Genomic DNA, 26,376 nt, shown 5'->3' with positions numbered 1-26,376 from the left:
AAAGCTCCTTATTTGCCCAGTTTCTCGGCCAGCTCGGCCGAGCGTTTCGCCGCGGCTTGCAGGGCCTGTTCGACGATGGCCTCGAAGCCGTTGGCCTGGAACGATTTGATCGCCGCTTCCGTGGTGCCGGCCGGCGAGGTGACGCGGCGACGCAGCTCGGCGGCGTCGACGTCGCTGGAAACCGCCATGCGGGCGGCGCCCAGGGCGGTCTGCAGGGTCAGCTGCGAGGCGGTCTCGCGCGGCAGGCCGAGTTTTTCGCCGGCAGCGGTCATGGCTTCGATCAGCAGGAAGAAGTACGCCGGGCCGCTGCCGGAGACGGCAGTGACGGCGTCCAGTTGCTGTTCGTGCTCAAGCCACAGGGCGGTGCCCACGGCTGACAGCAACTGTTCGGCCTGGCGGCGTTGTTCCATGGAAACTTCCCGGGTTGCGTACAAGCCACTGACGCCCTGGCGCAGCAGTGCCGGCGTATTCGGCATGCAGCGTACCAGCGGGATCGCGCCCAGCCAGGCCTGCAGGCTGGCGCAGGTGATGCCGGCGGCAATGGAAACCACCAGTTGGCCCGGTTTCAGGCTCGGTTTCAGCGTTTCGCAGACCGCTTTCATGACTTGCGGTTTGACTGCCAGGACGATCACGTCCACGCCATCGATGGCCTGGGCGTTGTCTGCAAAGGCTTCGATGCCGTGCTCGGCGGTGATCCGTGCGCGGGTTTCGGCACCCGGGTCGCTGGCACGGATCAGCGCGGTGTCCAGGCCCTGGGCGCGCAGGCCGCCAATCAGGCTGGCGGCCATGTTGCCGGCGCCGATAAAGGCAATACGAGTCTTGCTCATGTCGGGTCCTTGTGGGGGAAGAGTGAGTTAAGCATGGAATCAGGCCTGGCCGTAGTCGCGGGCGCCGAACAAGGCGGTACCGATGCGGACCCAGGTCGCACCTTGGGCGATGGCCGCTTCCAGGTCATGGCTCATGCCCATGGACAGGGTGTCCAGGCCAAGATCGAGCTGCGCCTGCAGTTCACGTAGCGTGGCGAAAGCGGCCTCTTGCTCGGCGCGGTCCTCGGTAGGTTCCGGGATTGCCATCAACCCGCGCAGGCGCAGGCCGGGCAGGGCGTTCACGGCCTGCGCAAGTGCTGGCAGTTCGGCGGGCGAACAACCGGACTTGCTGTCCTCGCCGCTGACATTCACCTGCAGGCAGATGTTCAGCGGTGGCAGCTCGGCAGGTCGCTGCTCCGAGAGGCGTTGGGCGATCTTCAGGCGGTCCACGGAGTGTACCCAGTCGAAATGCTCGGCGATGGCCTTGGTCTTGTTCGACTGAATGGGGCCAATGAAGTGCCAGATCAAGGGCAGGTCGGAAAGTGCCTGTTGTTTGGTCAGGGCTTCCTGAAGGTAATTCTCACCCACATCGCGCAAGCCGGCCGCATAGGCCTCGCGGATGGCGCTGGCCGGCTTGGTCTTGCTCACCGCCAGCAGCTGCACGCTGGCCGGGTCGCGCCCGGCGGCCCGGGCCGCACTGTCGATGCGGCGGGCAATGACGGAAATGTTGTCTGCTAGGGTGGACATGGTTCGTCGCCGACGGCTTTGGGGTCTGCGGCATTCTACCTGCTTGAACGTCGTTGGGGAGTCTCATGGATGTGACTGAGTTATTGGGGCAGGCCTCTGCCGCAGGTGCCAGCGACCTGCACCTGGCTGTGGGGGAGGTGCCGTTGCTGCGTCTGGATGGCGAGCTTCGGCGCCTGGACCTGCTGCCTTTGACCGCGGGGGCGCTGGAGCAGGGCATGGCTGCGCTGCTCGATGATGAACAGTGCCGGCAATGGCTGGCTGGGGATGAGCTGGACCTGGTCTTGAGCCTGTCTGGAGTGGGACGCTTTCGGCTGAACCTGTTCCGCCAGTGCAAGGGGCTGGGTGTCAGCGTGCGTCTGATTCCGCCGCAGCTGCCAACTATCGAAGCGCTTGAACTGGTGGAGCTCTTCGAGCATATCGCCGGGTGCCGGGATGGCCTGGTGCTGATAGGTGGACCGACCGGCAGCGGCAAGTCCAGCACCTTGGCGGCGCTGGTTGACCGGCTCAACCGCGACTATGCGCTGCACATCGTCACCCTCGAAGACCCGATCGAGTTTATCCACAGCGGGCAGCGCAGCCTGGTCAATCAACGAGAGGTCGGCAGTCATAGCCGCGACCTTGCCCAGGGCCTGCGTAGTGCCCTGCGTCAGGATCCAGACGTGATCGTGATCGGTGAGTTGCGCGACCTGGAGAGTATTCGCCTGGCGTTGCGGGCAGCGGAAACCGGGCACCTGGTGCTTGCCACCGTGCATACGCGTTCGGCGGTGAACAGTGTCGACCGGCTGGTAGAGGTGTTCGCGCCCGAGGAAAAACCGTTGGTGCGCACCATGCTCGCCGAGTCGCTGCGCCTGGTGGTCGCGCAGGTGCTGGTCAGGCGGCGGGGTGGCGGGCGTGTAGCGGCGCGCGAGGTGCTGGTGGTGACGCCTGCGGTACGCAACCTGGTCCGTGAGGGGCGGATGGCGCAGGTCTATTCGTTGATGCAGTCAGGAGGGGCGGTCGGGATGCGAACGATGGAGGCGGCGATGCGGGCGTTGGGGGCGTGAGCGCCATCGCGGGGCAAGCCCGCGATGGCCAGTTCAGCGCTTGGCCAGGCGCAGCGCTTGCTGCTGCTGGTCCTTCGGCAATACGCGCTTGGCCACCACGTAGTGCTTCTGCCAGTAAGGCTTTTCCAGGCTGTCGATGCTCACCCGCTTGCCGGTGCGCGGCGCATGGATGAAGCGGTCGTTGCCAAGGTAGATGGCGACATGATTGACCCGACGGCTCTTGATGTTGAAGAAGATCAGGTCGCCTGGCTTGAGATCGCTCTTGGCCACCTTCACGCCCTGGCCCTGGGCCATGGCGTTGGAAGTGCGTGGCAGGTCGACATCGGCCACGTCGTTGAATGCGTACTTGACCAGGCCGCTGCAGTCGAAGCCCTTCTTCGGGCTGCTGCCGCCCCAGCGATAGGGCGTGCCGAGCACGTTCACGGCGCGACTGAGCACTTCGCTGCTCTGCTTGGGCGACATGGCCACGGCCTGCATGCCCACGGTGTGCTGTTTGGCGGCGTTGGCCGGCCGAGCGCGCAAGGAGGTGCTGCGATACTGAACCGGGGTGCGTTTCACCGTGGCGTCAGCGTTGCTGGTATAGCCGGTGAATCCGCTGGGAAGTCGTTGCTCACGGTTGGTGGCGTGGGCGGCCAGGGGTAACAAAAGGCAGAGGGTCAGCCATGTCTTGAGAAAAGGTGGCATAGATGAAGCTCTTATAGGTGTTGGCGCGCAACTTTATAACAGCTTTTTGATCAAATTCTGATCCGTTGGTCGCTCAAGCACGTACCATATGTCGGGTCAAAACGAAAAAGTCACATTTTTCCTTAGAAAATTTTCGGCTATCCCACGAGGGCTTCGAATGAATGGTTATCAACAGGGCACACCCTCGCACGACACCCATAGCAAGGTTCTTGGCTACCTGCTGTGGATCTTCGGCTTTACCGGCTCGCACCGCTTCTACTATGGCAAGCCGATCACCGGCACCATCTGGTTCTTCACTCTGGGGCTGCTGGGCATCGGCTGGCTGATCGACCTGTTCCTGATCCCGTCGATGGACCGTGAGGCGGACATGCGTTTCGAGTCGGGCGGAGTGGATTACAACCTGGCGTGGATCCTGCTGACCTTCCTCGGCATCTTCGGCGTGCATCGGCTGTATCAGGGCAAGTGGATCAGTGCGCTGATCTACCTGTTCACCGGCGGGTTGTTCCTGTTGGGCGTGCTGTATGACTTCTGGACGCTCAACAGCCAGATTTCCCAGGTCAACGCCGAGCGTCGCCGGGTATGAAAAAAGGCCTTGTCGCTGCGAGCGGCAAGGCCTTTTTCTGTTACTGACGCCGCTGTTGCAGCAGCAGGTTGCTGAAGCCTGCACCGGCCAGTTGTTTCTGCGCCACGGTCAACTGTTCGCGGTTGCTGAACGGGCCGACCATCACGCGGTACCAGGTCTCTTCCTTCACCGTGCCCGACTCCACCTTGACCGCCTGGCCAAGCAGAATGATTTGCGCACGGACCTTGTCGGCATCGGCCTGTTTGCGGAACGAACCGGCCTGCAGGAAGAACTGGGTGGTGGCCGCTGGCTTGATCACCGGTGGTGCCGGTGGCGGCGTCTGCCCCAGCAGCGCAGCCTGGGCGCGGGCGGTATCGATCTTCGCCGCTTCCGCCGGAGTGACCGGCGTGCTCGGCACGGGCGGCTGCGCCGGTACCGGCGGAGTTTTCTCCGGCACTGCCTCGGGCGGCACGATCACTTCCGACTCCGGCAGCAGGGTGTAGAAGTCGTACTTCGGCTTCACCGGCTGCTGTGGCGTCGGAGTGGTGGTCTTGCTCGCTTCGGCGACCTTCTCCTGCTTCTGCTGCTCGGGCTTGGTGCGCTTGATATCGGCGCCACCGGGTTCGAGCTTCATCAGGAAGGCGATGAACGCCCCCACGGTCAGGCCGACCGCCAGCCACACCCAGCCCGGAATCGGCTGCTTGCTGGCAGGCGGCTGGGAGCGGCTGGCGCCGCGCTTGGGTGCGGGTTTTTTCTTTGCAGCCAACTTACATGCGCTCCAGGGTTTCCAGGCCGAGCAGTTCCAGGCCCTGCTTGAGGGTGCGGCCGGTCAGGGCAGCCAGGCGCAGGCGGCTCTGCTGTTGTTCGGTGGTTTCGGCGGAAAGGATCGGGCAGTTCTCGTAGAAGCTGGAGAACAGGCCGGCGAGGTCGTACAGGTAGGTGCATAGCACGTGAGGCGTGCCTTTTTCAGCGACGTTGTTGAGGATCTCGCCGAACTGCGCCAGGCGCGCGGCCAGGTCCTGCTCATGCGCTGCCTGCAGGACGATGCTGCCGTCGACCTCGTCGAAGCCCTTGCCGAGCTTGCGGAACACACCGGCCACGCGGGTGTAGGCGTACAGCAGGTACGGCGCGGTGTTGCCTTCGAAGTTGAGCATCAGCTCGAAGTTGAAGCTGTAGTCGCTGGTGCGGTGCTTGGACAGGTCGGCGTACTTGACCGCGCCGATGCCGACCACCTCGCCGATGTGACGCAGTTCGTCCTCGGCCAGCGACGGGTTCTTCTCCTTGACCAGCGCGTAGGCGCGGTCCTTGGCCTCGGTGAGCAGGTCGATCAGCTTGACGGTGCCGCCATCGCGGGTCTTGAACGGGCGGCCATCGGCGCCATTCATGGTGCCGAAGCCCATGTGCTCCATCTTCATCGGGTGGCCGACGAAGCCTGCGCGGCGGGCCACTTCGAACACCTGGTTGAAGTGCAGGGCCTGGCGCTGGTCAACGAAGTACAGGGCACGGTCGGCCTGCAGCTTGTTGCTGCGATAGCGCACGGCGGCCAGGTCGGTGGTGGCGTACAGGTAGCCGCCGTCGGCCTTCTGCACGATCACCGGCAGCGGCTCGCCCTCGGCGTTCTTGAACTCCTCGAGGAACACGCACTGGGCGCCTTGGTCCTCGACCAGCAGGCCCTTGCTCTTGAGGTCGGCGACCACGTTGGCGAGGTCGGCGTTGTAGGCGCTCTCGCCCATGACGTCGGCCATGGTCAGTTTGACGTTGAGCAGCTCGTAGGTCTTCTGGCAGTGCGACAGCGAGATGTCCTTGAAGCGCGTCCACAGAGCCATGCACTCAGGGTCACCGGCCTGCAGCTTGACCACCAGGCCGCGGGCGCGGGTGGCGAACTCTTCGGACTCGTCGAAGCGCTTCTTGGCGGCGCGGTAGAAATTCTCCAGGTCCGACAGTTCGTCGCTGGTGATCGGATTTTCTTCCAGGTAGGCCAGCAGCATGCCGAACTGGGTGCCCCAGTCGCCCACGTGGTTCTGGCGGATGACCTTGTCGCCGAGGAATTCCAGCACGCGGGCGACGCTGTCGCCGATGATGGTCGAGCGCAGGTGGCCGACGTGCATCTCCTTGGCCAGGTTGGGCGCCGACATGTCGATCACCACCTTTTCTGCCGGGCCGGCCTTGCGCACGCCCAGGTGCTCGTCGGCCAGGGCGGCGTCGAGTCGGTTGGCCAGGGCGTCGGTGTTCTGGAAGAAGTTCAGGAAGCCGGGGCCGGCGATCTCGGCCTTGCTGATGTCGGCGCTGGTCGGCAGGCTGGCGATGATTTTCTCGGCCAGGTCGCGCGGCTTCATGCCGGCCGGCTTGGCCAGCATCATGGCGATGTTGCTGGCGAAGTCGCCGTGGGTCTTGTCCCGGGCGTTTTCCACCTGGATCGCCGGCGTCAGCCCTTCAGGCAGCACACCGTCGGCGACGAGTTGGGTGAGGGCTTGCTGGATCAGCTGGCGAATGGTGTCTTTCATGGGGTTCTCTTTTCGACCGCAAGCGCGGTGAGCGCTTCGATGCGCAGGTGGAAAAACTGGGCATTATCCGTTGCCGGGCGCGGGTTGCCAACCTTTGAGCGGCGAGCTGCAAGTTTCAAGCGGCAAGCTGCAAGTAGAGGCCCCAGCGCAAGCCAGCTGTTTCTTGCAGCTTGAGGCTTGCAGTTTGTCGCTCAATACAGGTCCACAGGATCGACATCCAGTGACCAGCGCACCTGGCGCCCCGACGGCATCTGCTCCAACACTAGCAACCAGGCACTGATCAGTCGATGCAGGGGTGCCCGGGCATTGGCCTGGAGCAATAGTTGCGCACGGAACCTGCCCGCCCGTCGTTCCATGGGGGCCGGGACCGGACCGAGCAACTCGATGCCGTGCAGGCCCTGCTCGGCAAGTACGCGCTCGGCGGCGGCGCAGGCTTCGTCAAGGAAGCCTTCCGCCTGGCCCGGCTTGTGCGCGTCGGCGCGCAGCAGCGCCAGGTGGGCGAAGGGTGGCAACCCGGCCGCCCGGCGCTCGCTCAAGGCCTGTTCGGCGAAGGCGAAGTAGCCCTGTTCGGTCAATTGCACCAGCAGTGGGTGGTCGGCCAGGTGGGTCTGCACAATGACTTTGCCCGGCTCCTCGGCGCGCCCGGCGCGGCCAGCGACCTGGACGATCAGCTGGGCCATGCGTTCGCTGGCGCGGAAGTCACCGGAGAACAGCCCTCCATCGGCGTCCAGGATTGCGACAAGGGTGACGCGAGGAAAGTGGTGCCCCTTGGCGAGCATTTGGGTGCCGACCAGGATGCTCGGCTGGCCGCGCTGGATGGTGGCGAACAGGTTGTGCATGGCGTCCTTGCGCGAGGTGCTGTCGCGGTCCACACGCAGGATCGGGTAGTCCGGGAACAGCACCTTCAGCCGCTCCTCGGCACGTTCGGTACCAGCGCCCACCGGGCGCAGGTCGACATGGGCGCATTGTGGGCATTGCAGTGGCAGGCGTTCGTCGTAGCCGCAATGATGGCAGCGCAGTACCGCGGAGCGTTGGTGTACGGTCATGCGCGCATCGCAACGCGGGCATTCGGAGAGCCAGCCGCAGTCGTGGCACAGCAATGTTGGGGCGAAGCCGCGGCGGTTGAGGAACACCAGCACCTGCTGGCCGGCCTCGAGCGTCTGGCGGATGGCCTGTTGCAACGGGCCGCTGATGCCGCTGTCCAGCGGCAGGCTGCGCACGTCCAGGCGCAGGAAGCGCGGCGCCTTGGCGCCGCCGGCGCGCTGGTTCATACGCAGCAGGCCGTAGCGGCCGCTGTGGGCGTTGTGCAGGCTTTCCAGCGACGGTGTGGCCGAGCCCAGCAGGATCGGGATGTTCTCCTGGTGCGCGCGCACCACGGCCAGGTCGCGGGCGTGGTAGCGCAGGCCTTCCTGCTGTTTATAGGAGCCGTCGTGTTCTTCGTCGATGATGATCAGGCCCGGGTTCTTCATCGGGGTGAACAGCGCCGAGCGGGTGCCGATGATGATGTCCGCATCGCCATCGCGGGCCGCCAGCCAGGCGTCCAGGCGCTCGCGATCACCCACCGCCGAATGCAGCAGGGCGATGCGCGCGTTGAAGCGCTGCTCGAAGCGTTGCAGGGTTTGCGGGCCGAGATTGATCTCGGGGATCAGGATCAGCGCCTGCTTGCCGGCTTCGAGGGTTTCGCGGATCAGCTGCAGGTAGACCTCGGTCTTGCCGCTGCCGGTGACGCCAGCCAGCAGGTAGGCGTGAAAGGCGCCGAAGCCCGAGCGCACGGCCTCGAAAGCAGCGCGCTGCTCTTCGTTGAGCGGCAGTTCCGGTTGGGCCAGCCAGTGCTCGTGGCGCGCCGCTGGCAGGTGGCGGCGCACTTCGACTTCCACCAGTTCCTTGGCCAGCAGCAGGTCGAGGCTGTCTTTGTTCAGGCCGAGCTTGCTCAGCAGGCTGTGGGCAACGCCGTGGGGGTGTTGCGACAGCGTCTTTAGGGCGTCGCGCTGGCGGGGGGCGCGGGCGATGCGTGGGTCTTCCAGGCGTGCGCCGGGTGCGACATGCCAGAAACGCTCTTGGCGTGCCTCCGCCGGTTCGCCCTGGCGCAGCAGTGTCGGCAGCGCCCAGTTGAGGGTGTCCCCCAGGCTGTGCTGGTAATACTGCGCGGTCCACAGGCACAGCTTGAACAAGGCTGGTGGCAGGGGCGAGACAGGATCGAGCAAGGCGCTGGCCGGCTTGAGCTTGTCGGCCGGGACTTCGCTCTGCTGCGCGACCTCCACCAGCACGCCGATCATCTCGCGGCGCCCGAACGGTACGCGGATACGCATACCGGGCGTCAGCGCCTGGCGCGCCATGCTCGCGGGCGCCCGGTAGTCGAACAGGCGACGCAGGGGCGAGGGCAGGGCAAGGCGCAGAATGACGTCGGACACGCGGAAGGTCTCTGGAGGGCGTTTCACAAATCAGGCGAGCCTAGCAGACGACGGTCGGTGCAAGCGACAACTTGCGCTACGGCTGCTCTCTGGTATTATTCGCCGCCTAATTACGTGCGGTATTCAACAATAGGTGTTGGGTGGCGGCACGCAGCTCGAGGAAGTGACCATGAAAGCAGATATTCATCCGAACTACGAAGTAGTTGCAGTCACCTGCAGCTGCGGCAACAAGTTTGAAACTCGTTCGACCATGGGCAGCGTCCTGGCGATCGACGTTTGCAACCTGTGCCACCCGTTCTACACCGGTAAGCAGAAAGTCCTGGACACCGGCGGCCGCGTACAGAAGTTCGCCGATCGCTTCGGCATGTTCGGTGCCAAGAAGTAATCATGCGCATGGCGAAGCCTTCGGGATTCGCGCTGTTGCAAAAGAAGGCGCCCCTTGTGGGCGCCTTTTTTGTGGGCGCGATCTGGCATTTCCCGGCCCTGGCCTTCTGTCCGTCGCCTGACAAACCGCAAACGGTGGCAGTGCGCCAGGTGGTCGATGGCGACACCCTGCGCCTGGTCGATGGGCGCAGCGTGCGGCTGATCGGCATCAATGCGCCAGAGATCGGCCGCAAGGGGCGTACCAGCGAACCTTATGCCGAGGCTGCCAAGAGGCGCTTGCAGGCACTGGTGAAGGCCAGCGATGGTCGTGTCGGGCTGGTTCCGGGCGTAGAACCCAAGGACAAGTACGGCCGTATCCTGGCGCATATCTATGGCCGCGCTGGCAACAATCTGGAAGCACAACTGCTCAGCGAGGGGCTGGGCTACCAGGTGGCCATTGCACCCAATGTGCAGCTATCGGGCTGCCAGCAGCAGGCCGAGCAGCAGGCGCGCAAGGCCAGGGCCGGGCTGTGGCGACAATCGCCGGTCACCCGCGGGCGCGATGTGCGGCAATCCGGATTCGCAGTGATCGGCGGCAGGATCAACGGGATCGAGCGCAATCGCGGCGGCATCTGGCTGGAACTTGACGAGGGCGTGGTTCTGCAGGTTCCCGCTCGTCTGCAGCGCAACTTCCCCGCCAGCTTCTTCGCTAACCTCAAGGGACGCCAGGTCGAGGCGCGTGGCTGGGTGCTGGATCGTTCCCGCAAGGGCGGGCTCAAGCCTGGGCAGCGACGCTGGCTGTTGCCATTGACCGATCCAAGCATGTTGGCGCTTGTTTCTGGCTAAATAGTTGTAGACATTTTGCTATTGGATTGTACACACTGGCTCCCGTAAGCCCCGTGGGTTATAGCGTAAAGTCGTAGGCCAAAGGCCTTGACACATAGTGACCGGGCAGTCTTGTCGCCCCCCGGCTCTTTGCGTATCCTCGGCGGTCCGTCAGAACAGTAAATAGCGGAATGCCCATCATGTCAGACCTGAAAACCGCCGCTCTCGAATACCACGCTCAGCCTCGTCCGGGGAAACTGAGCGTCGAGCTCTCCAAGCCAACCGCCACCGCCCGTGACCTTGCCCTGGCCTACAGCCCGGGTGTCGCCGAGCCTGTGCGCGAGATCGGCCGTGATCCGGAGCTGGCCTACAAGTACACCGGCAAGGGCAACCTGGTTGCGGTGATCTCCGATGGCACCGCCATCCTCGGTCTGGGTGACCTCGGCCCACTGGCCTCCAAGCCGGTCATGGAAGGCAAGGGTGTTCTGTTCAAGCGTTTCGCTGGTATCGACGTGTTCGACATCGAAGTCGAGTCGGAGAGCCCGCAGGCTTTCATCGACACCGTTCGCCGTATCTCCATCACCTTCGGCGGCATCAACCTGGAAGACATCAAGGCACCTGAGTGCTTCGAGATCGAGCGCACGCTGATTGAGCAGTGCGACATTCCCGTCTTCCACGATGACCAGCACGGCACCGCGATCGTTACCGCGGCCGGCATGATCAACGCTCTGGAAATCGCCGGCAAGAAGCTCGAAGACGCCAAGATCGTCTGCCTGGGCGCCGGTGCCGCGGCCATCTCCTGCATGAAGCTGCTGGTGAGCATGGGTGCCAAGGTCGAGAACATCTTCATGATCGACCGCAGCGGTGTGATCCACGCTGGCCGCGACGACCTGAACCAGTACAAGGCCCAGTTCGCCCACGCCACCGACAAGCGCACCCTGGCTGACGCCCTCGACGGCGCAGACGTGTTCGTCGGCTTGTCCGGCCCTAACCTGCTGAGCGCAGAAGGCCTGAAGTCGATGGCCGCCAACCCGATCGTGTTCGCCTGCTCGAACCCGGACCCGGAAATCGCCCCGGAGCTGGCTCACGCCACCCGCAGCGACGTGATCATGGCCACCGGTCGTTCCGACTACCCGAACCAGGTCAACAACGTACTGGGCTTCCCGTTCATCTTCCGTGGTGCCCTGGACGTTCGCGCCAAGCGCATCAACGAAGAGATGAAGATCGCTGCCGCCATCGCCCTGAAGGACCTGGCCAAGCTGCCGGTGCCGAAGGAAGTCTGCGAAGCCTATGGCGTGCAAGCCCTGGAGTTCGGCCGTGAGTACATCATTCCGAAGCCGCTGGACGCTCGCCTGATCACCGTGGTTTCCGATGCCGTGGCCAAGGCCGCCATCGAGTCCGGTGTGGCCACCCTGCCGTATCCGAAGCACTACCCGCTCAAGAGCGTGGATGACGTGTTCAACGGCTGATCCAGTCGTAGTGTCATGAAAAAGCCCCGGCTCGCGAGAGTCGGGGCTTTTTGTTGGGCCTGGGTTATTGCGGGGCAGGCCTGCGCACGCGGAGTTCAATGTCATCCCTTTCAGGGCGATCGCGTCAGGGCTTGCTGGTGCTCGCCGACAGCCTTGCAGCGCCTACCAGATCGAGCGCCGCCCGCGCGGCGCATCGCTGGCAAGCCAGCTCCCACATTTGTTTCGGGCCAGTTACTACTGGTCCATCTCCACTGTCCGCCTTGGTGGCATAACGCGGTGGCGAGGTGGGCGTCGCCGGCCCCTCACAAGACTTGAGGCATGAACTAAGGCGGGCAGCGGTACCTTTACAGGCATAACTGGCCCGAAACAGATGTGGGAGCTGGCTTGCCAGCGATGCGCCGCGCGGGCGGCGCTCGATCTTGAGAGCGCTGCAATGTTTTCGGCGAGCACCTGGCGGCCCTCACCGAAAACCTGCAAAGGTTGCCCTTTAGAACAGATCCATCGGCGCTGCTTCATCTGCCGGCAGCGGGCTGCCCGGTGCTGCGCCGTTGCCCAGTTCGTCCGCCGACGGTGGCGAGTCCTCGGCCTTGAACAGTTCGAAGTAGGCGTTCGGTGTGCTCGGCGTGGCGGCGCGGCCGCTGATCGGGTCGACGCGCAGGCTGAGGATGCCCTCGGGTTCGGCTGGCGGGTGCTCGGGCATGCCCTTGAGCGCGGCGCCCATGAAGCTCATCCAGATCGGCAGGGCCACGGTACCACCGTATTCGCGGCGCCCCAGGGTTTCCGGCTGGTCGAAGCCGACCCAGACGGTGGTTACGTAGTCGGCGTTGTAGCCGGAGAACCAGGCGTCCTTGGACTCGTTGGTGGTACCGGTCTTGCCCGCCAGGTCCGAACGGCCGAGGGCCAAGGCGCGGCGGCCGGTGCCGCGCTTGATCACGTCCTGCAGCATGCTGGTGAGAATGTACGAGGTGCGGCCATCGATGATCTGCTCGGCCACGGCGGGGGCCTGGGGTACTTGGAGTGCCGGGGTGATCTGGCCTGCGGCCAACGGCGCCTCGCCTGGCATCGGAGCGGCGCTGATGGGGGCCTCAGGTGCGGCGAGGCCGGCCTGGTCCTGGCTGCCCTGCGGCACGCGTGGCGGGTTTGCGGTGAACAGGGTTTCGCCGTTGCGGCTCTCGACACGCTCGATCAGGTATGGGCTGATCTTGTAGCCGCCGTTGGCGAAGGTGCTCCAGCCTGTGGCGATCTCCATCGGCGTGAGTGTTGCGGTGCCCAGCGCCAGCGACAGGTTGCGTGGCAGGTCCTGCTTGTTGAAGCCGAACTTGGCGATGTAGTCGATGGTGCGATCCACGCCCATCGCCTGCAGCAGGCGGATCGATACGAGGTTGCGCGACTTGTACAGCGCCTCGCGCATGCGGATCGGGCCGAGGAACGTATTGGTGTCGTTCTTCGGCCGCCAGACCTTGTCCAGGTACTCGTCGACGAACACGATCGGGGCGTCGTTGACCAAGCTGGCGGCGGTGTAGCCGTTGTCCAGGGCGGCGCTGTAGACGAATGGCTTGAAGCTCGAGCCAGGCTGGCGCTTGGCCTGCATGGCGCGGTTGTAGTTGCTCTGTTCGAAGGAGAAACCGCCGACCAGGGCGCGGATGGCGCCGTTGTAAGGGTCGAGGGTGACCAGCGCGCTCTGGGCGCCGGGCACCTGGCTGAACTTCAGCTTGCCATCGTCCAGGCGTTGCAGGCGTACCAGGTCGCCGACCTGGGACACATCCGCCGGCGACTGCGGCGAGCGCCCCTGCGAGTTGCTGTTGAGGTATGGGCGGGCCCACTTCATGGTGTCCCAGGCGACGTTTTCCTCCAGTCCGCCACGGGTCATCACCTTCAGTCCGGTCCTCTCGACCTGGGTGACGATGGCGGGCTCCAGGCCGCCAAGGGTACGTTGCTTGCTCAGCTCCTGCAGCCAGGCCGCACGCGTCTTGCCAGGGAAGCGCGCCTCGGGGCCGCGGTAGCCGTGGCGTTCGTCGTACTCGCTGAGGCCGTTGAGGACTGCGCTATTGGCCATCTGCTGCATGTCGCTCGGGACGGTGGTGGTGACCCGGAAGCCTTCGGTGTAAGCGTCGCTACCGTAGCGGCCGACCATCTCGGCGCGGGCCATCTCGGCGACGTAGGGCGCATTCACCTCTGGGGTCGGCACGTGGTAGCTGGCATTCAGCGGCTCGGCCAGGGCGGTCTGGTAGCTGGCTTCGTCGATCTTGCCAAGCTTGTACATGCGCCCGAGGATCCAGTCGCGGCGCTCCTTCGCGCGTACCGGGTTGGCCAGCGGATTGAAGCGCGATGGCGCTTTGGGCAGGCCGGCGATCATGGCCATCTGCGCGAGGCTGACGTCACGGATCGATTTGCCGTAGTACACCTGCGCCGCGGCGTCGATGCCGTAGGCGCGGTTGCCCAGGTAGATCTTGTTGACGTACAGCTCGAGGATCTCGTCCTTGGTCAGCTCACGTTCGATCTGCAGGGCCAGGAGAATCTCGTTGGTCTTGCGTGAGAAGCTGCGTTCGCTGGTGAGGAAGAAGTTCTTCGCCACCTGCATGGTGATGGTGCTGCCGCCGCTCTGGATATGCCCGGACTTGACCAACTGCGAGGCCGCACGCATCAGGCTGCTGGGGTCGACGCCATAGTGATTGAGGAAATTGTCATCCTCGGCGGACAGAAGCGCCTGGATGAACTGTGGGGGAATTTCCTGGAACTTGATCGGCGAGCGCCGCATTTCGCCGAACTCGGCGATCAGCTTGCCGTCGCTGCTGTAGACCCTCAGGGGGATTTGCAACTGGACGCTTCTGAGCGCGTCGACCGAGGGCAGGCTGGGACTAAGATACAGAAACGCACCGCTCACACCGAGCACGAGCGCGCAGATGACGGCGACGAGAGACCACCAGAAGAACTTCAGCAGGCGTATCAAGGCTTTTGGGTGTCCAGGTTGAGAGTGGGTTGCGCGCGGGGCCGGCGGACAGAAAAAACGCTGGCCATTATAAGCATTTTTCGTCCCGCCGGGTGACCGCCCGGGCTGAGGACGGCCGCCTGCGCCGCAAGGGTTCGGGCTGTCAATGACCAGGAAGGAACGGCCATGCTTGGACGCTTTGGCAGGGACGCCGGTTCACTGCTGGGGGTGGAAATCACCTCCGATTCCATACGAATGTTGCATTTGCACCGCCAGCCTGGCGGTCGCGTGGCGGGCTGGGCAAATGAGCGCATTGGCGTCGCGCCAGGCCGTTCATGGTTGTGCGATCCTGGGGAGCGCCTGGTCGCGGGGTTGCGGCAGGCCCATACCCGGTGCCGGACAGTGCAGTCCCAAGTCGCTGTCGCGCTGCCTTCATCACAGGTCATCTGCAAGGTGTGCCGGTTGCCTGCCGGGCTCACCGAGCATGGAGTCGAGGCCGCTTTGCTTGCGCAAGCCGAGCAGCTGTTTCCCTTTACGGTGGAAGACCTTGCCCTGGATTTTCAGGTGCGTGGCCCATGCCCCGATGCCGCTGGCCAGGTCGAGGTAGTGGTGGTCGCCTGTCGGCAGAGTCAGCTCGACCCGTTGGAGCGCACGTTCGAGCAAGCCGGTCTGCAGCTGGTGGCCGTGGAGGTGGACAGTTTTGCTTTGCGGCGCGCATTGATGTCCGAGGTGCAGGCAAGCGCCACGGCGCTGATGCAGTTGGAACCGGACGAGGTGGTCTTGCACTGCTGGCAGGGAGGGCTCTTACCGCAGCGCCGCCATATTGCCTTGCCATCGCCAACACGTTGGTCCGAGGCTGTCGATGGGCTCTGGCCGCTGGCGGTCCAGGCTGAGGTCGAGAAGGTTGTGTTGTTCGGTTCCTGCGCCGATGGCGTTCGGGCCGCGGACCTATCTGAGCGCCTGGGTGTGGATTGCCATGTCGGTTGTCCGAAGCCGCTGGTCAGTGGACCGGATGCGGCACGCGTGCCCGCTGCCGCCATGGCCCTGGCCTGTGGATTGGCAATGGGAGGGCTGGGATGAAGGAAAGACTGAACCTGATGCCCTGGCGCGAACAGCGCCGGGCAAGCGTTGTGCGGCGATTCCGGATCACGCTGGTCGCCACGTTGGTAGTGGCGCTGTGTGGGGTCATGTTGCTGGATCGAATGGCACGGTCGCGTCTGGCCAGGCAAGCGCAGATCGTCGCTTCGCATCAGGCGGCCGTTGAGCGCTTGGTTGCCTCGCAGGGGCAGCTTGAGCAGATGCGCGAAGCGCGGGATGCGTTGTTGGCTGAGCAGGCGGTGGTATGCGCGCTGGGTGCAGAGCGGGCTCGACTGCCTGGGCTGTTTCTGGCGCTGGAGCAGGCCCTGCCCGCAGGTGCGCGCTTGACTGAGGTGGGCGTGGAGGACGGGCGTGTGCGCCTTGCCGGGTTGGCGGCCTCTGCTTCAGTGGTGGCCCGGCTGATGCGCGACTTGGAACAGGCAAAGATGGTGCGGGATCTGGAGCTTGTCAGCCTGCGGCGTTACGACCAGGGCGACGAGTTCTTGCTGGCGGCGCGATTGCTGGGGAGCGAGTCATGAGTCGTCTGTGGGTTCAGGATTGGCAGGGTCTTGCAGCCCGGTCCCGGATGTTCAGGTGCCTGACGGCAATCGGGCTGGTGTTCCTGGTCGCCTTCGTGGGTTATTTCGCTCGTCTGCGTACACCGCTCCTGAGCTATTCGGAGGCGTTCCAGCAACAGTTGCAACTACAGAGCGCCTTGGCGCAAAGGGGGGCACAGCTCGTCGAGCTGGAGCGGGAACAGCAGGCGCTGGAGCGGGCCCGGACAGGCCTGCAAACGATGCGGTGGCGGCTGGCTGCGGGGGAGGGCATGAGTGAACTGCTCGACCAGTTGGCCTTGTCGGGGCATGAGCATGGCTTGTCATTCGAGCGCATCGAGGTACATGAAGCGCAGCAGGCGTCGGGGTACCGCTTGCAGCCCTTGGAAGTCAGCGTACAGGGTCGCTACCCGGCACTGCGCTTGTGGCTGGAACAGTGGCTGGAGCAGTTGCGTTTGCTGAACGTGGTCCGACTCAGGCTGGCTTTGCAGGAAGGCGATGTAGGGGTGGTTAGCGCGCAGCTGCTGATACATGCCTATCAGCCCGGGGAAGAGCTGCCGGTGCCAGTGGCGCTGGCGGATGAGCCCGCTCGGGTTGCCCTTTCGAAAAGCGGGTTCGATCCGTTTCACGCCTGGATGTCTGCCGCGGATGGCAGGGGGTTACGGCATGTTCCCTTGGCGCAACTGGAAATGGTCGGCTCCCTTTCCCAGGCCGGGCGTCGCCACGCGTTGCTGCGCTCGGCTGGCCGTCTGTATCGGGTCGGGGAGGGCGACCGGGTCGGGTTGGATGAGGGGGTCGTGGTAACAATCGATGCCGAACGTGTGGAAGTCAGCGAGCGTATGTACGTCGGTGGGCGCTGGCAGAGCCGTCCGAGGTATCTGGTACTTAAAAAGCGTGAGCAGGGGGAGGTCAGGGATGAGACCGAGGCGATGGTTGAGCGGCATGGGTCTGGTGAGCATCCTGGGGGTGCAGGCAGCGGAGTTTCAGGGTGAGCCGATGTCGCTCGACTTCCAGGATGTCGAGCTGCGCTCGGTGCTTCAGGTCATGGCGGAGCATGCCGGCGTCAACCTGCTGGCCAGCGATTCGGTGCAGGGGCGAATAACTCTGCGCCTGGAAGAAGTGCCTTGGGACCAGGCGCTCGATTTGGTGCTGCGCAGCAAGGGATTGGGCAAGCGGCAGGAGGGAAATGTGCTGCTGATTGCCCCGCTGGCCGAACTCGCCGACCAGGCGCGTAGAATGGCGCAGGATGTGTCGATGGAGCCATTGCGGCGCGAGCTGATCCCGGTCTTCCATGCCAAGGCCGGCGAGTTGGTGGAGTTACTGCTGGCCAGCCTGGCCGATGATGGCATTCTGGCTGGGCGTGGCAGCCTGGGTGTAGATGCCCGCACCAACACGCTGGTGGTCACACAGCCCGCCGGACGGCTAGTCGAACTACGCAGGCTGGTGGCGGAACTGGATGTGCCGGTGCGCCAGGTCATGATCGAGGCGCGCATCGTCGAGGCCAGCGTCGATTACGAGAAGGCGCTCGGTGTGCGTTGGGGTGGTCCGTTGTATGGTGCGGAGAGTCGGTTGGGTAGTGATTTGTTCGTCGACCTCGGCGTCGAGCGGGCTGGCGCCGGGCTTGGGTTGGGGCTGCTGCGCAGCGACATCCTCCTGGACCTGGAGCTCACTGCCATGGAAAAAAGCGGCAACGGCGAGATCATCTCCCAGCCAAAAGTGGTAACCGCCGACAAGGAAACAGCCCGTATCCTCAAGGGCACCGAAGTGCCCTATCAGGAAACCACCCGCAGTGGCGCCACTTCCGTGTCCTTTCGCGAGGCCTCCCTGTCGCTTGAGGTGACGCCGCAGATCACGCCGGACGGCAAGGTGATCATGGCGGTGCGGGTGACCAAGGACGAGCCCGACTTCGTCAATGCTTTGAACGATGTGCCGCCGATTCGCAAGAACGAGGTCAACGCCAAGGTTCGGGTGGCCGACGGGCAGACCATTGTGATTGGCGGGGTATATTCGACGTCGCAGAACAAAGTGGTCGACAAGGTGCCATTTTTCGGCGATCTGCCGTATGTTGGGCGGCTATTTCGACGCGATGCACTACAAGAGAAAAAATCCGAGCTGCTGGTCTTCCTGACTCCGCGTATCATGAGTGACCAGGCGATTGCTGTGAGTCGTTGATTCTGTGCGAAATTTGATACTTGTAGGGCCCATGGGCGCTGGAAAAAGCACCATCGGGCGCCTGTTGGCCAAAGAGCTGCGCCTGCTGTTCAAGGATTCCGACAAGGAAATCGAGCTGCGAACTGGCGCCAACATCCCGTGGATCTTCGACAAGGAAGGCGAGCCGGGCTTTCGCGACCGCGAGCAGGCGATGATCGCCGAGCTCTGCGCACTCGACGGCGTGGTCTTGGCAACCGGTGGCGGCGCGGTGATGCGCGACGCCAACCGTGCCGCGTTGCATGCCGGTGGCCGGGTAATCTACCTGCATGCCTCGGTGGAGCAGCAGGTGGGGCGCACCTCCCGTGACCGCAACCGACCGCTGCTGCGCACCGCCAATCCGGAAGCCACGTTGCGGGCCCTGCTTGAAACACGCGACCCGCTCTATCGCGAGATTGCCGACCTGGTGGTGGAAACCGACGAACGGCCACCGCGTATGGTCGTGCTCGACATTCTCGAGCGCCTGCAGAAGTTGCCGCCCCGCTGAGCGGGGTCTATCCTCGGCGACCAACGCCGAGACGGGGTTGAACGTCACTGCGCGGGGCCACGACGCCGCCGTGCCCAAGTACATTGTGGGGATACATGCAGACACTTAAGGTCGACCTGGGCGAGCGTAGCTACCCGATCTACATTGGCGAAGGCCTGCTTGACCAGCCCGAGCTGCTAGCGCCGCACATTGTCGGCCGGCAGGTCGCCATCGTCTCCAACGAGACCGTCGCCCCCCTGTACCTCGAACGTCTGAGCAAGACCCTGGGTGCCTATTCGGTGCTGCCGGTGGTGTTGCCCGACGGCGAGGCCCACAAAAACTGGGAAACCCTGCAACTTATCTTCGACGCGCTGCTCACCGCCCGCCACGATCGCCGCACCACCGTGGTCGCCCTTGGCGGCGGCGTGATCGGCGATATGGCCGGTTTCGCCGCAGCCTGTTACCAGCGGGGGGTCGACTTCATCCAGGTGCCGACCACGCTGCTGTCCCAGGTGGACTCTTCGGTGGGCGGCAAGACCGGTATCAACCACCCGCTGGGCAAGAACATGGTCGGTGCCTTCTACCAGCCCAATGCGGTATTGATCGATACCACCAGCCTGAAGACCCTGCCCGCGCGTGAGCTGTCCGCCGGTCTTGCCGAAGTCATCAAGTACGGCCTGATCTGCGACAAGCCTTTCCTCGCCTGGCTCGAGGACAATATGCAGGCGCTGCGTGCGCTGGACTCCGTCGCCCTGACCGAGGCCATCCGTCGCTCGTGCTCGGCCAAGGCCGCCGTGGTCGGCGCCGATGAGCGCGAATCGGGCGTGCGCGCCACGCTCAACCTTGGCCACACCTTCGGCCATGCCATCGAAACACACATGGGCTATGGCGTCTGGCTGCACGGCGAAGCCGTGGCGGCCGGCACGGTCATGGCCCTGGAAATGTCCATGCGCCTGGGCTGGATCGACCAGTCGGCGCGTGATCGCGGAATTCGCCTGTTGCAGGACGCAGGATTGCCGGTGGTGCCACCACAGGAAATGACCCCGGCGCATTTCATGGAGCACATGGCGGTCGACAAGAAAGTGCTCGACGGGCGCTTGCGTCTGGTGCTGTTGCGCCAGCTGGGCGAGGCCGTCGTCACCGACGACTATTCGACAGAGATTCTTCAGGCCACGCTGGCGGCGGATTACCGCGCGATCGTGGCCCAGCTTTGAGGTTGTGACAACGCAATGACCAGTCTGCATGCCGATGAGGCGTTTCTCGATCATTACCAGCTGAGCCACGATCCGTTCGCACCCCGGGTGCCCGGTTTCAAGTTCTTCCCCGCCCAGCGCAAACCAGTGCTTGGCCAGCTGCATCACCTGGCGCGCTACAGCCAGTTGATGCTGGCGGTCACCGGCCCTGTGGGCAGCGGCAAGACCTTGCTGCGCCAGGCACTGGTGGCCAGCACCAACAAGCAGTCGGTGCAAAGCGTGGTGGTATCCGCCCGTGGCGCCAGTGACGCGGCCAGCGTGCTCGGCCAGGTGGCGCAGTCGCTGGGCGTGGCGCAGCCGGAAGTGCAGGCGGTCCTCTCGCAGGTGGTGCAACTGGCGTTGACCGGCCAGGAAGTCTATCTGCTGGTAGACGATGCGGAACAACTGGACGAGTCGGCACTCCAAGCGTTGCTGGAGTTGGCGGCAGGCGTAGCCGAAGGGCGCCCGCACGTGTTCCTGTTCGGCGAGCCTTCGCTGATCGCCGGGTTGGATGAGCTCAATGCCGATGGCGAGCGCTTCCACGTCATCGAGCTGGCCCCGTACAGCGAGGAAGAAACCCGCGAGTACCTGGAGCAGCGCCTGGAGGGCGCTGGCCGGGGCATCGAGGTGTTCACCGCCGAGCAGATCGTCGACATCCACGAAAACTCCGACGGTTGGCCTGGGAACATCAACCAGGTCGCCCGCGATACCTTGATCGAAGCCATGATCGCCAGCCGTACCACGGTCAAGCGACCATCCATGGGGTTCAAAATGCCTAAGAAACACGTGCTTGCGTTGTCCGCTGTGGTCGTGGTCGCCGTTGGTGCGGCTGTCCTGATGCCGAAGAAAGGCGACAAGGCCCCTACTGACACACCCGCTGCCCAGGCCCAACTACCACTGGGTCAGGGCGGCAACGGCGGCGCGCCCGCCATCGAGTTCTCCGGCTCCTCGCAGCCGATGCCGTTGCCGCTGGTCGGTCAGTCGCAGCCGGTGATGCGCGAACCGCTGGCCCAGGCCGCTGGCATGGGTGAAGGTGAAGACGGCGGGCCGGCCGACAACACTGCGCTGCAGCCAGCCACGCCATCGGCTGCCGTGCCGCCGACCGTGACCACCATCGCGCCGCCGCAAGGTGCCACCGCCAGCCCTGCGCCGACTCCGGCCCAGCCGGTGACCAGCGCTCCGGTACAGCCGGTTGCGCCTGCGACGAAGCCAGTAGCAACCCAGCCGGCAAAACCGGTTGCACCTGTCAAGCCAGCCCCGGCCCCGACCCAGGTCGTGAGCGCCAAGCCTGCAGCCAAACCCGCCGAGAAACCGGCTGCCGGCGGCGCCGGCAACAGCAGCTGGTATGCTGGCCAGAAGCCCGGTAATTACGTGGTGCAGATCTTCGGCACCAGCTCCGAGGCGTCGGCGCAGTCGTTCGTCAAGGCGCAGGGTGGCGACTATCGCTACTTCAGGAAAAACCTGCAGGGCAAGCCGCTGTACGTGGTGACCTACGGCAACTTCGCCAGCCGCGACGCGGCCGCTGCGGCAATCAAGAACTTGCCAGCCAAGGTCCAGGCTGGTAAACCTTGGCCACGTACCGTGGGCAGCGTCCAACAAGAGCTGGCCACGGCCCGCTGATACCTTCCGGGCGGCATCACCCCGCCGCCCAGTTGCTGAGCGACTTCTAGCTTTCAACTAGCCTGCTGCGCCCGAGCGCGGCAGGCTTTTCTGTCCCAGACTGCCGGCCACAAGCCCTTTCTTGCAGTCCTGGCTGAAACGCTTCAGACTTCAGTCAAGCCGCTATCACGGCGTACGACTTAAAAACATTCAAAATTGCGACATAAATTTTCAATGGCGAGACATGAAAATTTGTGGGCGTCGCTGTCGCTGTGCAACAATGGTTTTCCATGACCACCGCAAAAAAGCTGGCATTTGATCGGCGTGGATGGTAAGTGGTTGTTAAAAAAGAGATTTGCCTCCGGTTGAGAGGTGAACCTGGTGAGAAAGTGTCTATGAAAACAGGTCTGTACCATCCCGAAGAATTCAAGGACAACTGTGGTTTCGGCCTGATCGCCCATATGACGGGCGAGCCGAGTCACCACCTTCTGCAAACCGCCATGCAGGCGCTGACCTGCATGACCCACCGCGGTGGCATCAATGCCGACGGCAAGACCGGCGACGGTTGCGGTCTGCTCATGCAGAAGCCCGATCAATTCCTGCGCGCCGTGGCTCAGGATCACTTCGCCGTCGAGCTGCCCAAGCAGTACGCCGTCGGCATGGTGTTCTTCAACCAGGACCCGGTCAAAGCCGAAGCTGCTCGCGCCAACATGGACCGCGAGATCGTCAACGCCGGCCTCAAGCTGGTCGGCTGGCGCAAAGTGCCGATCGACACTAGCGTTCTGGGCCGCCTGGCCTTGGAGCGTCTGCCGCAGATCGAGCAGGTGTTCATCGGCGGCGAAGGCCTGAGCGATCAGGAATTCGCCATCAAGCTGTTCAGTGCCCGTCGCCGTTCGTCCGTGGCCAACGCTCACGACGCCGACCACTACATCTGCAGCTTTTCGCACAAGACCATCATCTACAAAGGCCTGATGATGCCGCGCGATCTCGCGGCGTTCTATCCGGATCTGGGTGACGAGCGCCTGCAGACCGCGATCTGCGTGTTCCACCAGCGCTTCTCCACCAACACCCTGCCGAAGTGGCCGCTGGCGCAGCCCTTCCGCTTCCTCGCCCACAACGGCGAGATCAACACCATCACCGGCAACCGCAACTGGGCCATGGCCCGTCGCACCAAGTTCGCCAACGACCTGATCCCCGACCTCGAAGAGCTCGGCCCGCTGGTCAACCGCGTCGGTTCCGACTCATCCAGCATGGACAACATGCTCGAGCTGATGGTCACTGGCGGCATCGATCTGTTCCGCGGCGTGCGCATGCTGGTACCGCCAGCCTGGCAGAACGTCGAGACCATGGACGCCGACCTGCGTGCCTTCTACGAATACAACTCCATGCACATGGAACCGTGGGATGGCCCGGCCGGTATCGTCATGACCGAAGGCCGCCACGCGGTGTGCCTGCTCGACCGCAACGGCCTGCGTCCGGCGCGCTGGGTGACTACCACCAACGGCTACATCACCATCGCCTCGGAAATCGGCGTATGGGGCTACCAGCCCGAGGAAGTCCTGGCCAAGGGCCGTGTCGGCCCAGGCCAGATCCTGGCCGTGGACACCGAGACCGGCCAGATCCTCGACACCGACGCCATCGACAACCGCTTGAAGTCGCGCCACCCGTACAAGCGCTGGTTGCGTCAGCACGCCACGCGCATCCAGGCGACCCTGAGCGACGACCAGGGCGTGGCCAGCTACGACGCCGACCAGCTCAAGCAGTACATGAAGATGTTCCAGGTCACCTTCGAGGAGCGTGACCAGGTGCTGCGCCCGCTCGGTGAGCAAGGCCAGGAAGCGGTCGGCTCGATGGGCGACGACACGCCGATGGCCGTGCTGTCCCAGCGCGTGCGCTCGCCGTACGACTTCTTCCGCCAGCAGTTCGCCCAGGTGACCAACCCACCGATCGACCCGCTGCGCGAAGCGATCGTCATGTCTCTGGAAATCTGCCTGGGCGCCGAGCGCAATATCTTCCAAGAGTCCCCCGAGCACGCCTCGCGGGTGATCCTCAGCTCGCCGGTCATCTCGCCCGCCAAGTGGCGTTCGCTGATGAACCTGGAGCGCGAAGGCTTCGACCGCCAGCTGATCGACCTCAACTATGAACAGAGCGTTGGCCTGGAAGCGGCTATCCGCAACATCGCCGACCAGGCCGAAGAAGCGGTGCGCAGCGGCAAGACCCAGCTGGTACTCAGCGACCGCTACATTGCCCCGGGCAAACTGCCGGTGCATGCCTCGCTGGCCGTAGGCGCAGTACACCATCGCCTGACCGAACAAGGGCTGCGTTGCGACAGCAACATCCTGGTCGAGACCGCCACCGCCCGTGACCCGCACCACTTCGCCGTGCTGCTGGGCTTCGGTGCCTCGGCCGTCTACCCGTACCTGGCCTACGAAGTGCTGGCCGATCTGATCCGCACCGGCGAAGTGCTGGGCGATCTGGACGAAGTGTTCAAGTACTACCGCAAAGGCATCTCCAAGGGCCTGCTGAAGATCCTGTCGAAGATGGGCATCTCCACCATCACCTCGTACCGTGGCGCCCAGTTGTTCGAAGCCATCGGCCTGTCCGAGGAAGTGGTCGGCCTGAGCTTCAAGGGCGTGTCGAGCCGCATCAAGGGTGCGCGTTTCGAAGATCTGGAGAGCGACCAGAAGCTGCTCGCCGCCGAAGCCTGGAGCGCGCGCAAGCCGATCCAGCAAGGTGGCCTGCTCAAGTTCGTCCACGGTGGCGAGTACCACGCCTACAACCCGGACGTGGTCAATACCCTGCAGGCCGCTGTGCAGCAGGGCGACTACGCCAAGTTCAAGGAATACACCACGCTGGTCGACCAGCGCCCGGTGTCGATGATCCGCGACCTGCTGAAAGTGAAAGTGGCTGACCAGGCCCTGGCACTGGATGAAGTCGAGCCGCTGGGGGCCATTCTCAAGCGCTTCGACTCCGCCGGCATCTCCCTGGGCGCGCTGTCGCCAGAGGCTCACGAAGCTCTGGCCGAAGCGATGAACCGCCTGGGCGCGCGCTCCAACTCCGGCGAGGGCGGTGAAGACCCGGCCCGCTATGGCACCGTCAAAAGCTCGAAGATCAAGCAGGTGGCCACCGGCCGCTTTGGCGTGACCCCGGAATACCTGGTCAATGCCGAAGTGCTGCAGATCAAGGTCGCCCAGGGCGCCAAGCCCGGCGAAGGCGGCCAGTTGCCGGGCGGCAAGGTCAACGGCCTGATCGCCAGGCTGCGCTACGCGGTGCCGGGCGTGACCCTGATTTCGCCACCGCCGCACCACGACATCTACTCGATCGAAGATCTGGCCCAGCTGATCTACGACCTCAAGCAGGTCAACCCGCAGGCCCTGGTCTCGGTCAAGCTGGTTGCCGAAGCCGGTGTGGGCACCATCGCCGCTGGCGTGGCCAAGGCCTATGCCGACCTCATCACCATTTCCGGCTACGACGGTGGCACCGGCGCTTCGCCGCTGACCTCGATCAAGTACGCCGGAGCCCCGTGGGAACTGGGCCTGGCCGAAACCCACCAGACCCTGCGCGGCAACGACCTGCGCGGCAAGGTGCGGGTGCAGACTGACGGCGGCCTGAAAACCGGCCTGGACGTGATCAAGGCCGCGATCCTCGGCGCCGAGAGCTTCGGTTTCGGCACCGCGCCGATGATCGCGCTGGGCTGCAAGTACCTGCGCATCTGCCACCTGAACAACTGCGCCACGGGCGTTGCCACCCAGAACGACAAACTGCGCAAGGACCACTACATCGGCACCGTCGACATGGTGATCAACTTCTTCACCTTCGTCGCTGAAGAGACCCGCGAGTGGCTGGCCAAGCTGGGCGTGCGCAGCCTGGGCGAGCTGATCGGGCGTACCGACCTGCTCGACGTGCTGCCGGGCGACACCGAGCGCCAGGGCCACCTCGACCTGACGCCGCTGCTGGGCAGCTCGCACATCCCGGCCGACAAGCCGCAGTTCTGCCAAGTGGACAAGAACCCGCCGTTCGACCAGGGCGAACTGGCCGAGAAGATGGTCGCCATGGCGTTGCCGGCGATTCGCGACATGGCCGGTGGCGAGTTCGCCATGAACATCTGCAACTGCGACCGCTCCATCGGTGCGCGCATCTCCGGCGAAATCGCCAGGCTGCACGGCAACCAGGGCATGGCCGCGGCGCCGATCACCTTCCGCTTCAAGGGCACCGCGGGCCAGAGCTTCGGCGTGTGGAACGCCGGCGGCTTGAACCTGCACCTGGAAGGCGATGCCAACGACTACGTCGGCAAGGGCATGACCGGGGGCAAGGTGACCATCGTGCCACCGGCCGGCAGCCCGTTCGAAACCCAGCACAGCGCCATCGTCGGCAACACCTGCCTGTACGGCGCCACCGGCGGCAAGCTGTTCGCCGCTGGCACCGCGGGCGAGCGCTTCGCTGTACGTAACTCCGGCGCCCACGCTGTGGTCGAGGGCACCGGCGATCACTGCTGTGAATACATGACCGGTGGCTTTGTCTGCGTCCTGGGCAAGACCGGTTACAACTTCGGTTCTGGCATGACCGGCGGCTTCGCCTACGTGCTCGACATGGACAACAGCTTCTTCGACAAACTCAACCACGAGCTGGTGGAAATCCAGCGCATCAGTGGTGAGGCGATGGAAGCCTACCGCAGCCACCTGGCGCGGGTCCTGGGCGAGTACGTGGAAGAGACCGGTAGCGAGTGGGGGCGTGAGCTCTCGGAGAACCTGGACGACTACGTGCGGCGCTTCTGGCTGGTCAAGCCGAAGGCGGCCAACCTCAAGCACCTGTTGTCCAGCACCCGTGCCAACCCGCAGTAAGAACAGCTGCAAGTGACGGGCCCCGTGTGCGGGGTTCGTCGGGCTTACGTGATCGT

At 64.3% G+C, this 26,376-nt stretch carries 20 protein-coding genes; 13 read left to right on the top strand and 7 right to left on the bottom strand.

Features of this window, described 5'->3' with window-relative positions:
• Positions 1–8: 8 nt before the first annotated feature.
• Positions 9–827 carry a pyrroline-5-carboxylate reductase gene (proC, locus tag KSS90_RS23855; protein WP_217867522.1) on the bottom strand — a complete coding sequence of 273 codons (819 nt, stop codon included), beginning with the start codon at positions 825–827 and terminating at the stop codon, positions 9–11.
• A 39-nt stretch (positions 828–866) separates the two neighbouring features.
• Complete coding sequence (locus KSS90_RS23850) at positions 867–1,553, bottom strand: YggS family pyridoxal phosphate-dependent enzyme (RefSeq protein WP_217867521.1); 687 nt, start codon at positions 1,551–1,553, stop codon at positions 867–869.
• 65 nt (positions 1,554–1,618) lie between these two features.
• Here KSS90_RS23850 and KSS90_RS23845 point away from each other — a divergent pair, with 65 nt between their 5' ends.
• The gene (locus tag KSS90_RS23845) at positions 1,619–2,596 is read left to right on the top strand and encodes a type IV pilus twitching motility protein PilT (RefSeq protein ID WP_217867520.1); all 978 of its coding nucleotides are present in this window, start codon (positions 1,619–1,621) and stop codon (positions 2,594–2,596) included.
• 33 nt (positions 2,597–2,629) lie between these two features.
• Here KSS90_RS23845 and KSS90_RS23840 read toward each other — a convergent pair whose 3' ends face one another.
• A complete protein-coding gene (locus tag KSS90_RS23840; protein WP_217867519.1) occupies positions 2,630–3,280 on the bottom strand; it encodes a C40 family peptidase in 651 nt (216 codons plus the stop codon).
• A gap of 157 nt (positions 3,281–3,437) precedes the next feature.
• On the opposite strand from KSS90_RS23840, the gene KSS90_RS23835 reads away from it, so the two are divergent.
• Positions 3,438–3,863, top strand: a complete 426-nt coding sequence (locus KSS90_RS23835; protein ID WP_217867518.1) for an NINE protein — start codon at positions 3,438–3,440, stop codon at positions 3,861–3,863.
• Positions 3,864–3,903: 40 nt separating this feature from the next.
• Here the strand turns inward: KSS90_RS23835 and KSS90_RS23830 are convergent, their stop codons facing one another.
• The 3 genes from KSS90_RS23830 to KSS90_RS23820 all read right to left on the bottom strand — a co-directional run bounded on the left by KSS90_RS23830 (position 3,904) and on the right by KSS90_RS23820 (position 8,757).
• Entirely contained in the window at positions 3,904–4,608 is a 705-nt protein-coding gene (locus tag KSS90_RS23830; protein ID WP_217867517.1) for an SPOR domain-containing protein, read from the bottom strand.
• Between the two features lies 1 nt (position 4,609).
• Positions 4,610–6,346 carry an arginine--tRNA ligase gene (gene argS, locus KSS90_RS23825; RefSeq protein ID WP_217867516.1) on the bottom strand — a complete coding sequence of 579 codons (1,737 nt, stop codon included), beginning with the start codon at positions 6,344–6,346 and terminating at the stop codon, positions 4,610–4,612.
• A 191-nt stretch (positions 6,347–6,537) separates the two neighbouring features.
• A complete protein-coding gene (locus KSS90_RS23820) occupies positions 6,538–8,757 on the bottom strand; it encodes a primosomal protein N' (RefSeq protein ID WP_217867515.1) in 2,220 nt (739 codons plus the stop codon).
• A 169-nt stretch (positions 8,758–8,926) separates the two neighbouring features.
• Here KSS90_RS23820 and rpmE point away from each other — a divergent pair, with 169 nt between their 5' ends.
• The 3 genes from rpmE (at position 8,927) to KSS90_RS23805 (ending at position 11,414) form a co-directional block, all read left to right on the top strand.
• The gene (rpmE, locus tag KSS90_RS23815) at positions 8,927–9,142 is read left to right on the top strand and encodes a 50S ribosomal protein L31 (protein ID WP_031315083.1); all 216 of its coding nucleotides are present in this window, start codon (positions 8,927–8,929) and stop codon (positions 9,140–9,142) included.
• Positions 9,143–9,144: 2 nt separating this feature from the next.
• A complete protein-coding gene (locus KSS90_RS23810; protein ID WP_217867514.1) occupies positions 9,145–9,966 on the top strand; it encodes a thermonuclease family protein in 822 nt (273 codons plus the stop codon).
• A gap of 179 nt (positions 9,967–10,145) precedes the next feature.
• Positions 10,146–11,414 carry a malic enzyme-like NAD(P)-binding protein gene (locus KSS90_RS23805; protein WP_046853841.1) on the top strand — a complete coding sequence of 423 codons (1,269 nt, stop codon included), beginning with the start codon at positions 10,146–10,148 and terminating at the stop codon, positions 11,412–11,414.
• Between the two features lie 487 nt (positions 11,415–11,901).
• On the opposite strand, the gene KSS90_RS23800 is transcribed toward KSS90_RS23805, so the two are convergent.
• The gene (locus KSS90_RS23800) at positions 11,902–14,364 is read right to left on the bottom strand and encodes a penicillin-binding protein 1A (protein ID WP_217867513.1); all 2,463 of its coding nucleotides are present in this window, start codon (positions 14,362–14,364) and stop codon (positions 11,902–11,904) included.
• Between the two features lie 165 nt (positions 14,365–14,529).
• On the opposite strand from KSS90_RS23800, the gene pilM reads away from it, so the two are divergent.
• The 8 genes from pilM to gltB all read left to right on the top strand — a co-directional run bounded on the left by pilM (position 14,530) and on the right by gltB (position 26,320).
• The gene (gene pilM, locus KSS90_RS23795) at positions 14,530–15,423 is read left to right on the top strand and encodes a type IV pilus biogenesis protein PilM (protein WP_217867512.1); all 894 of its coding nucleotides are present in this window, start codon (positions 14,530–14,532) and stop codon (positions 15,421–15,423) included.
• Complete coding sequence (locus KSS90_RS23790; protein ID WP_217867511.1) at positions 15,420–15,959, top strand: PilN domain-containing protein; 540 nt, start codon at positions 15,420–15,422, stop codon at positions 15,957–15,959. Before pilM ends, KSS90_RS23790 begins: the two co-directional genes overlap by 4 nt.
• Complete coding sequence (locus KSS90_RS23785) at positions 15,956–16,966, top strand: pilus assembly protein PilP (protein WP_217867510.1); 1,011 nt, start codon at positions 15,956–15,958, stop codon at positions 16,964–16,966. The genes KSS90_RS23790 and KSS90_RS23785 overlap by 4 nt, the downstream gene beginning before the upstream one ends.
• Entirely contained in the window at positions 16,917–18,146 is a 1,230-nt protein-coding gene (locus tag KSS90_RS23780; protein WP_225933107.1) for a type IV pilus secretin PilQ, read from the top strand. The genes KSS90_RS23785 and KSS90_RS23780 overlap by 50 nt, the downstream gene beginning before the upstream one ends.
• Before the next feature lie 4 nt (positions 18,147–18,150).
• On the top strand, positions 18,151–18,669 hold the full coding sequence (gene aroK / locus KSS90_RS23775) for a shikimate kinase AroK (RefSeq protein WP_038706967.1): 519 nt from the start codon (positions 18,151–18,153) through the stop codon (positions 18,667–18,669).
• A gap of 95 nt (positions 18,670–18,764) precedes the next feature.
• Positions 18,765–19,862, top strand: coding sequence for a 3-dehydroquinate synthase (gene aroB, locus KSS90_RS23770; protein WP_217867508.1), 1,098 nt, complete (start codon positions 18,765–18,767; stop codon positions 19,860–19,862).
• A gap of 15 nt (positions 19,863–19,877) precedes the next feature.
• Positions 19,878–21,500, top strand: coding sequence for an AAA family ATPase (locus KSS90_RS23765; protein WP_217867507.1), 1,623 nt, complete (start codon positions 19,878–19,880; stop codon positions 21,498–21,500).
• Positions 21,501–21,874: 374 nt separating this feature from the next.
• Positions 21,875–26,320 carry a glutamate synthase large subunit gene (gltB, locus tag KSS90_RS23760; RefSeq protein WP_217867506.1) on the top strand — a complete coding sequence of 1,482 codons (4,446 nt, stop codon included), beginning with the start codon at positions 21,875–21,877 and terminating at the stop codon, positions 26,318–26,320.
• The last annotated feature ends 56 nt before the right edge of the window (positions 26,321–26,376 follow it).

The organism is Pseudomonas maumuensis (assembly GCF_019139675.1).
GTDB classification, from domain to species: domain Bacteria; phylum Pseudomonadota; class Gammaproteobacteria; order Pseudomonadales; family Pseudomonadaceae; genus Aquipseudomonas; species Aquipseudomonas maumuensis.
This window is presented reverse-complemented; position numbering and strand designations above follow the sequence as displayed.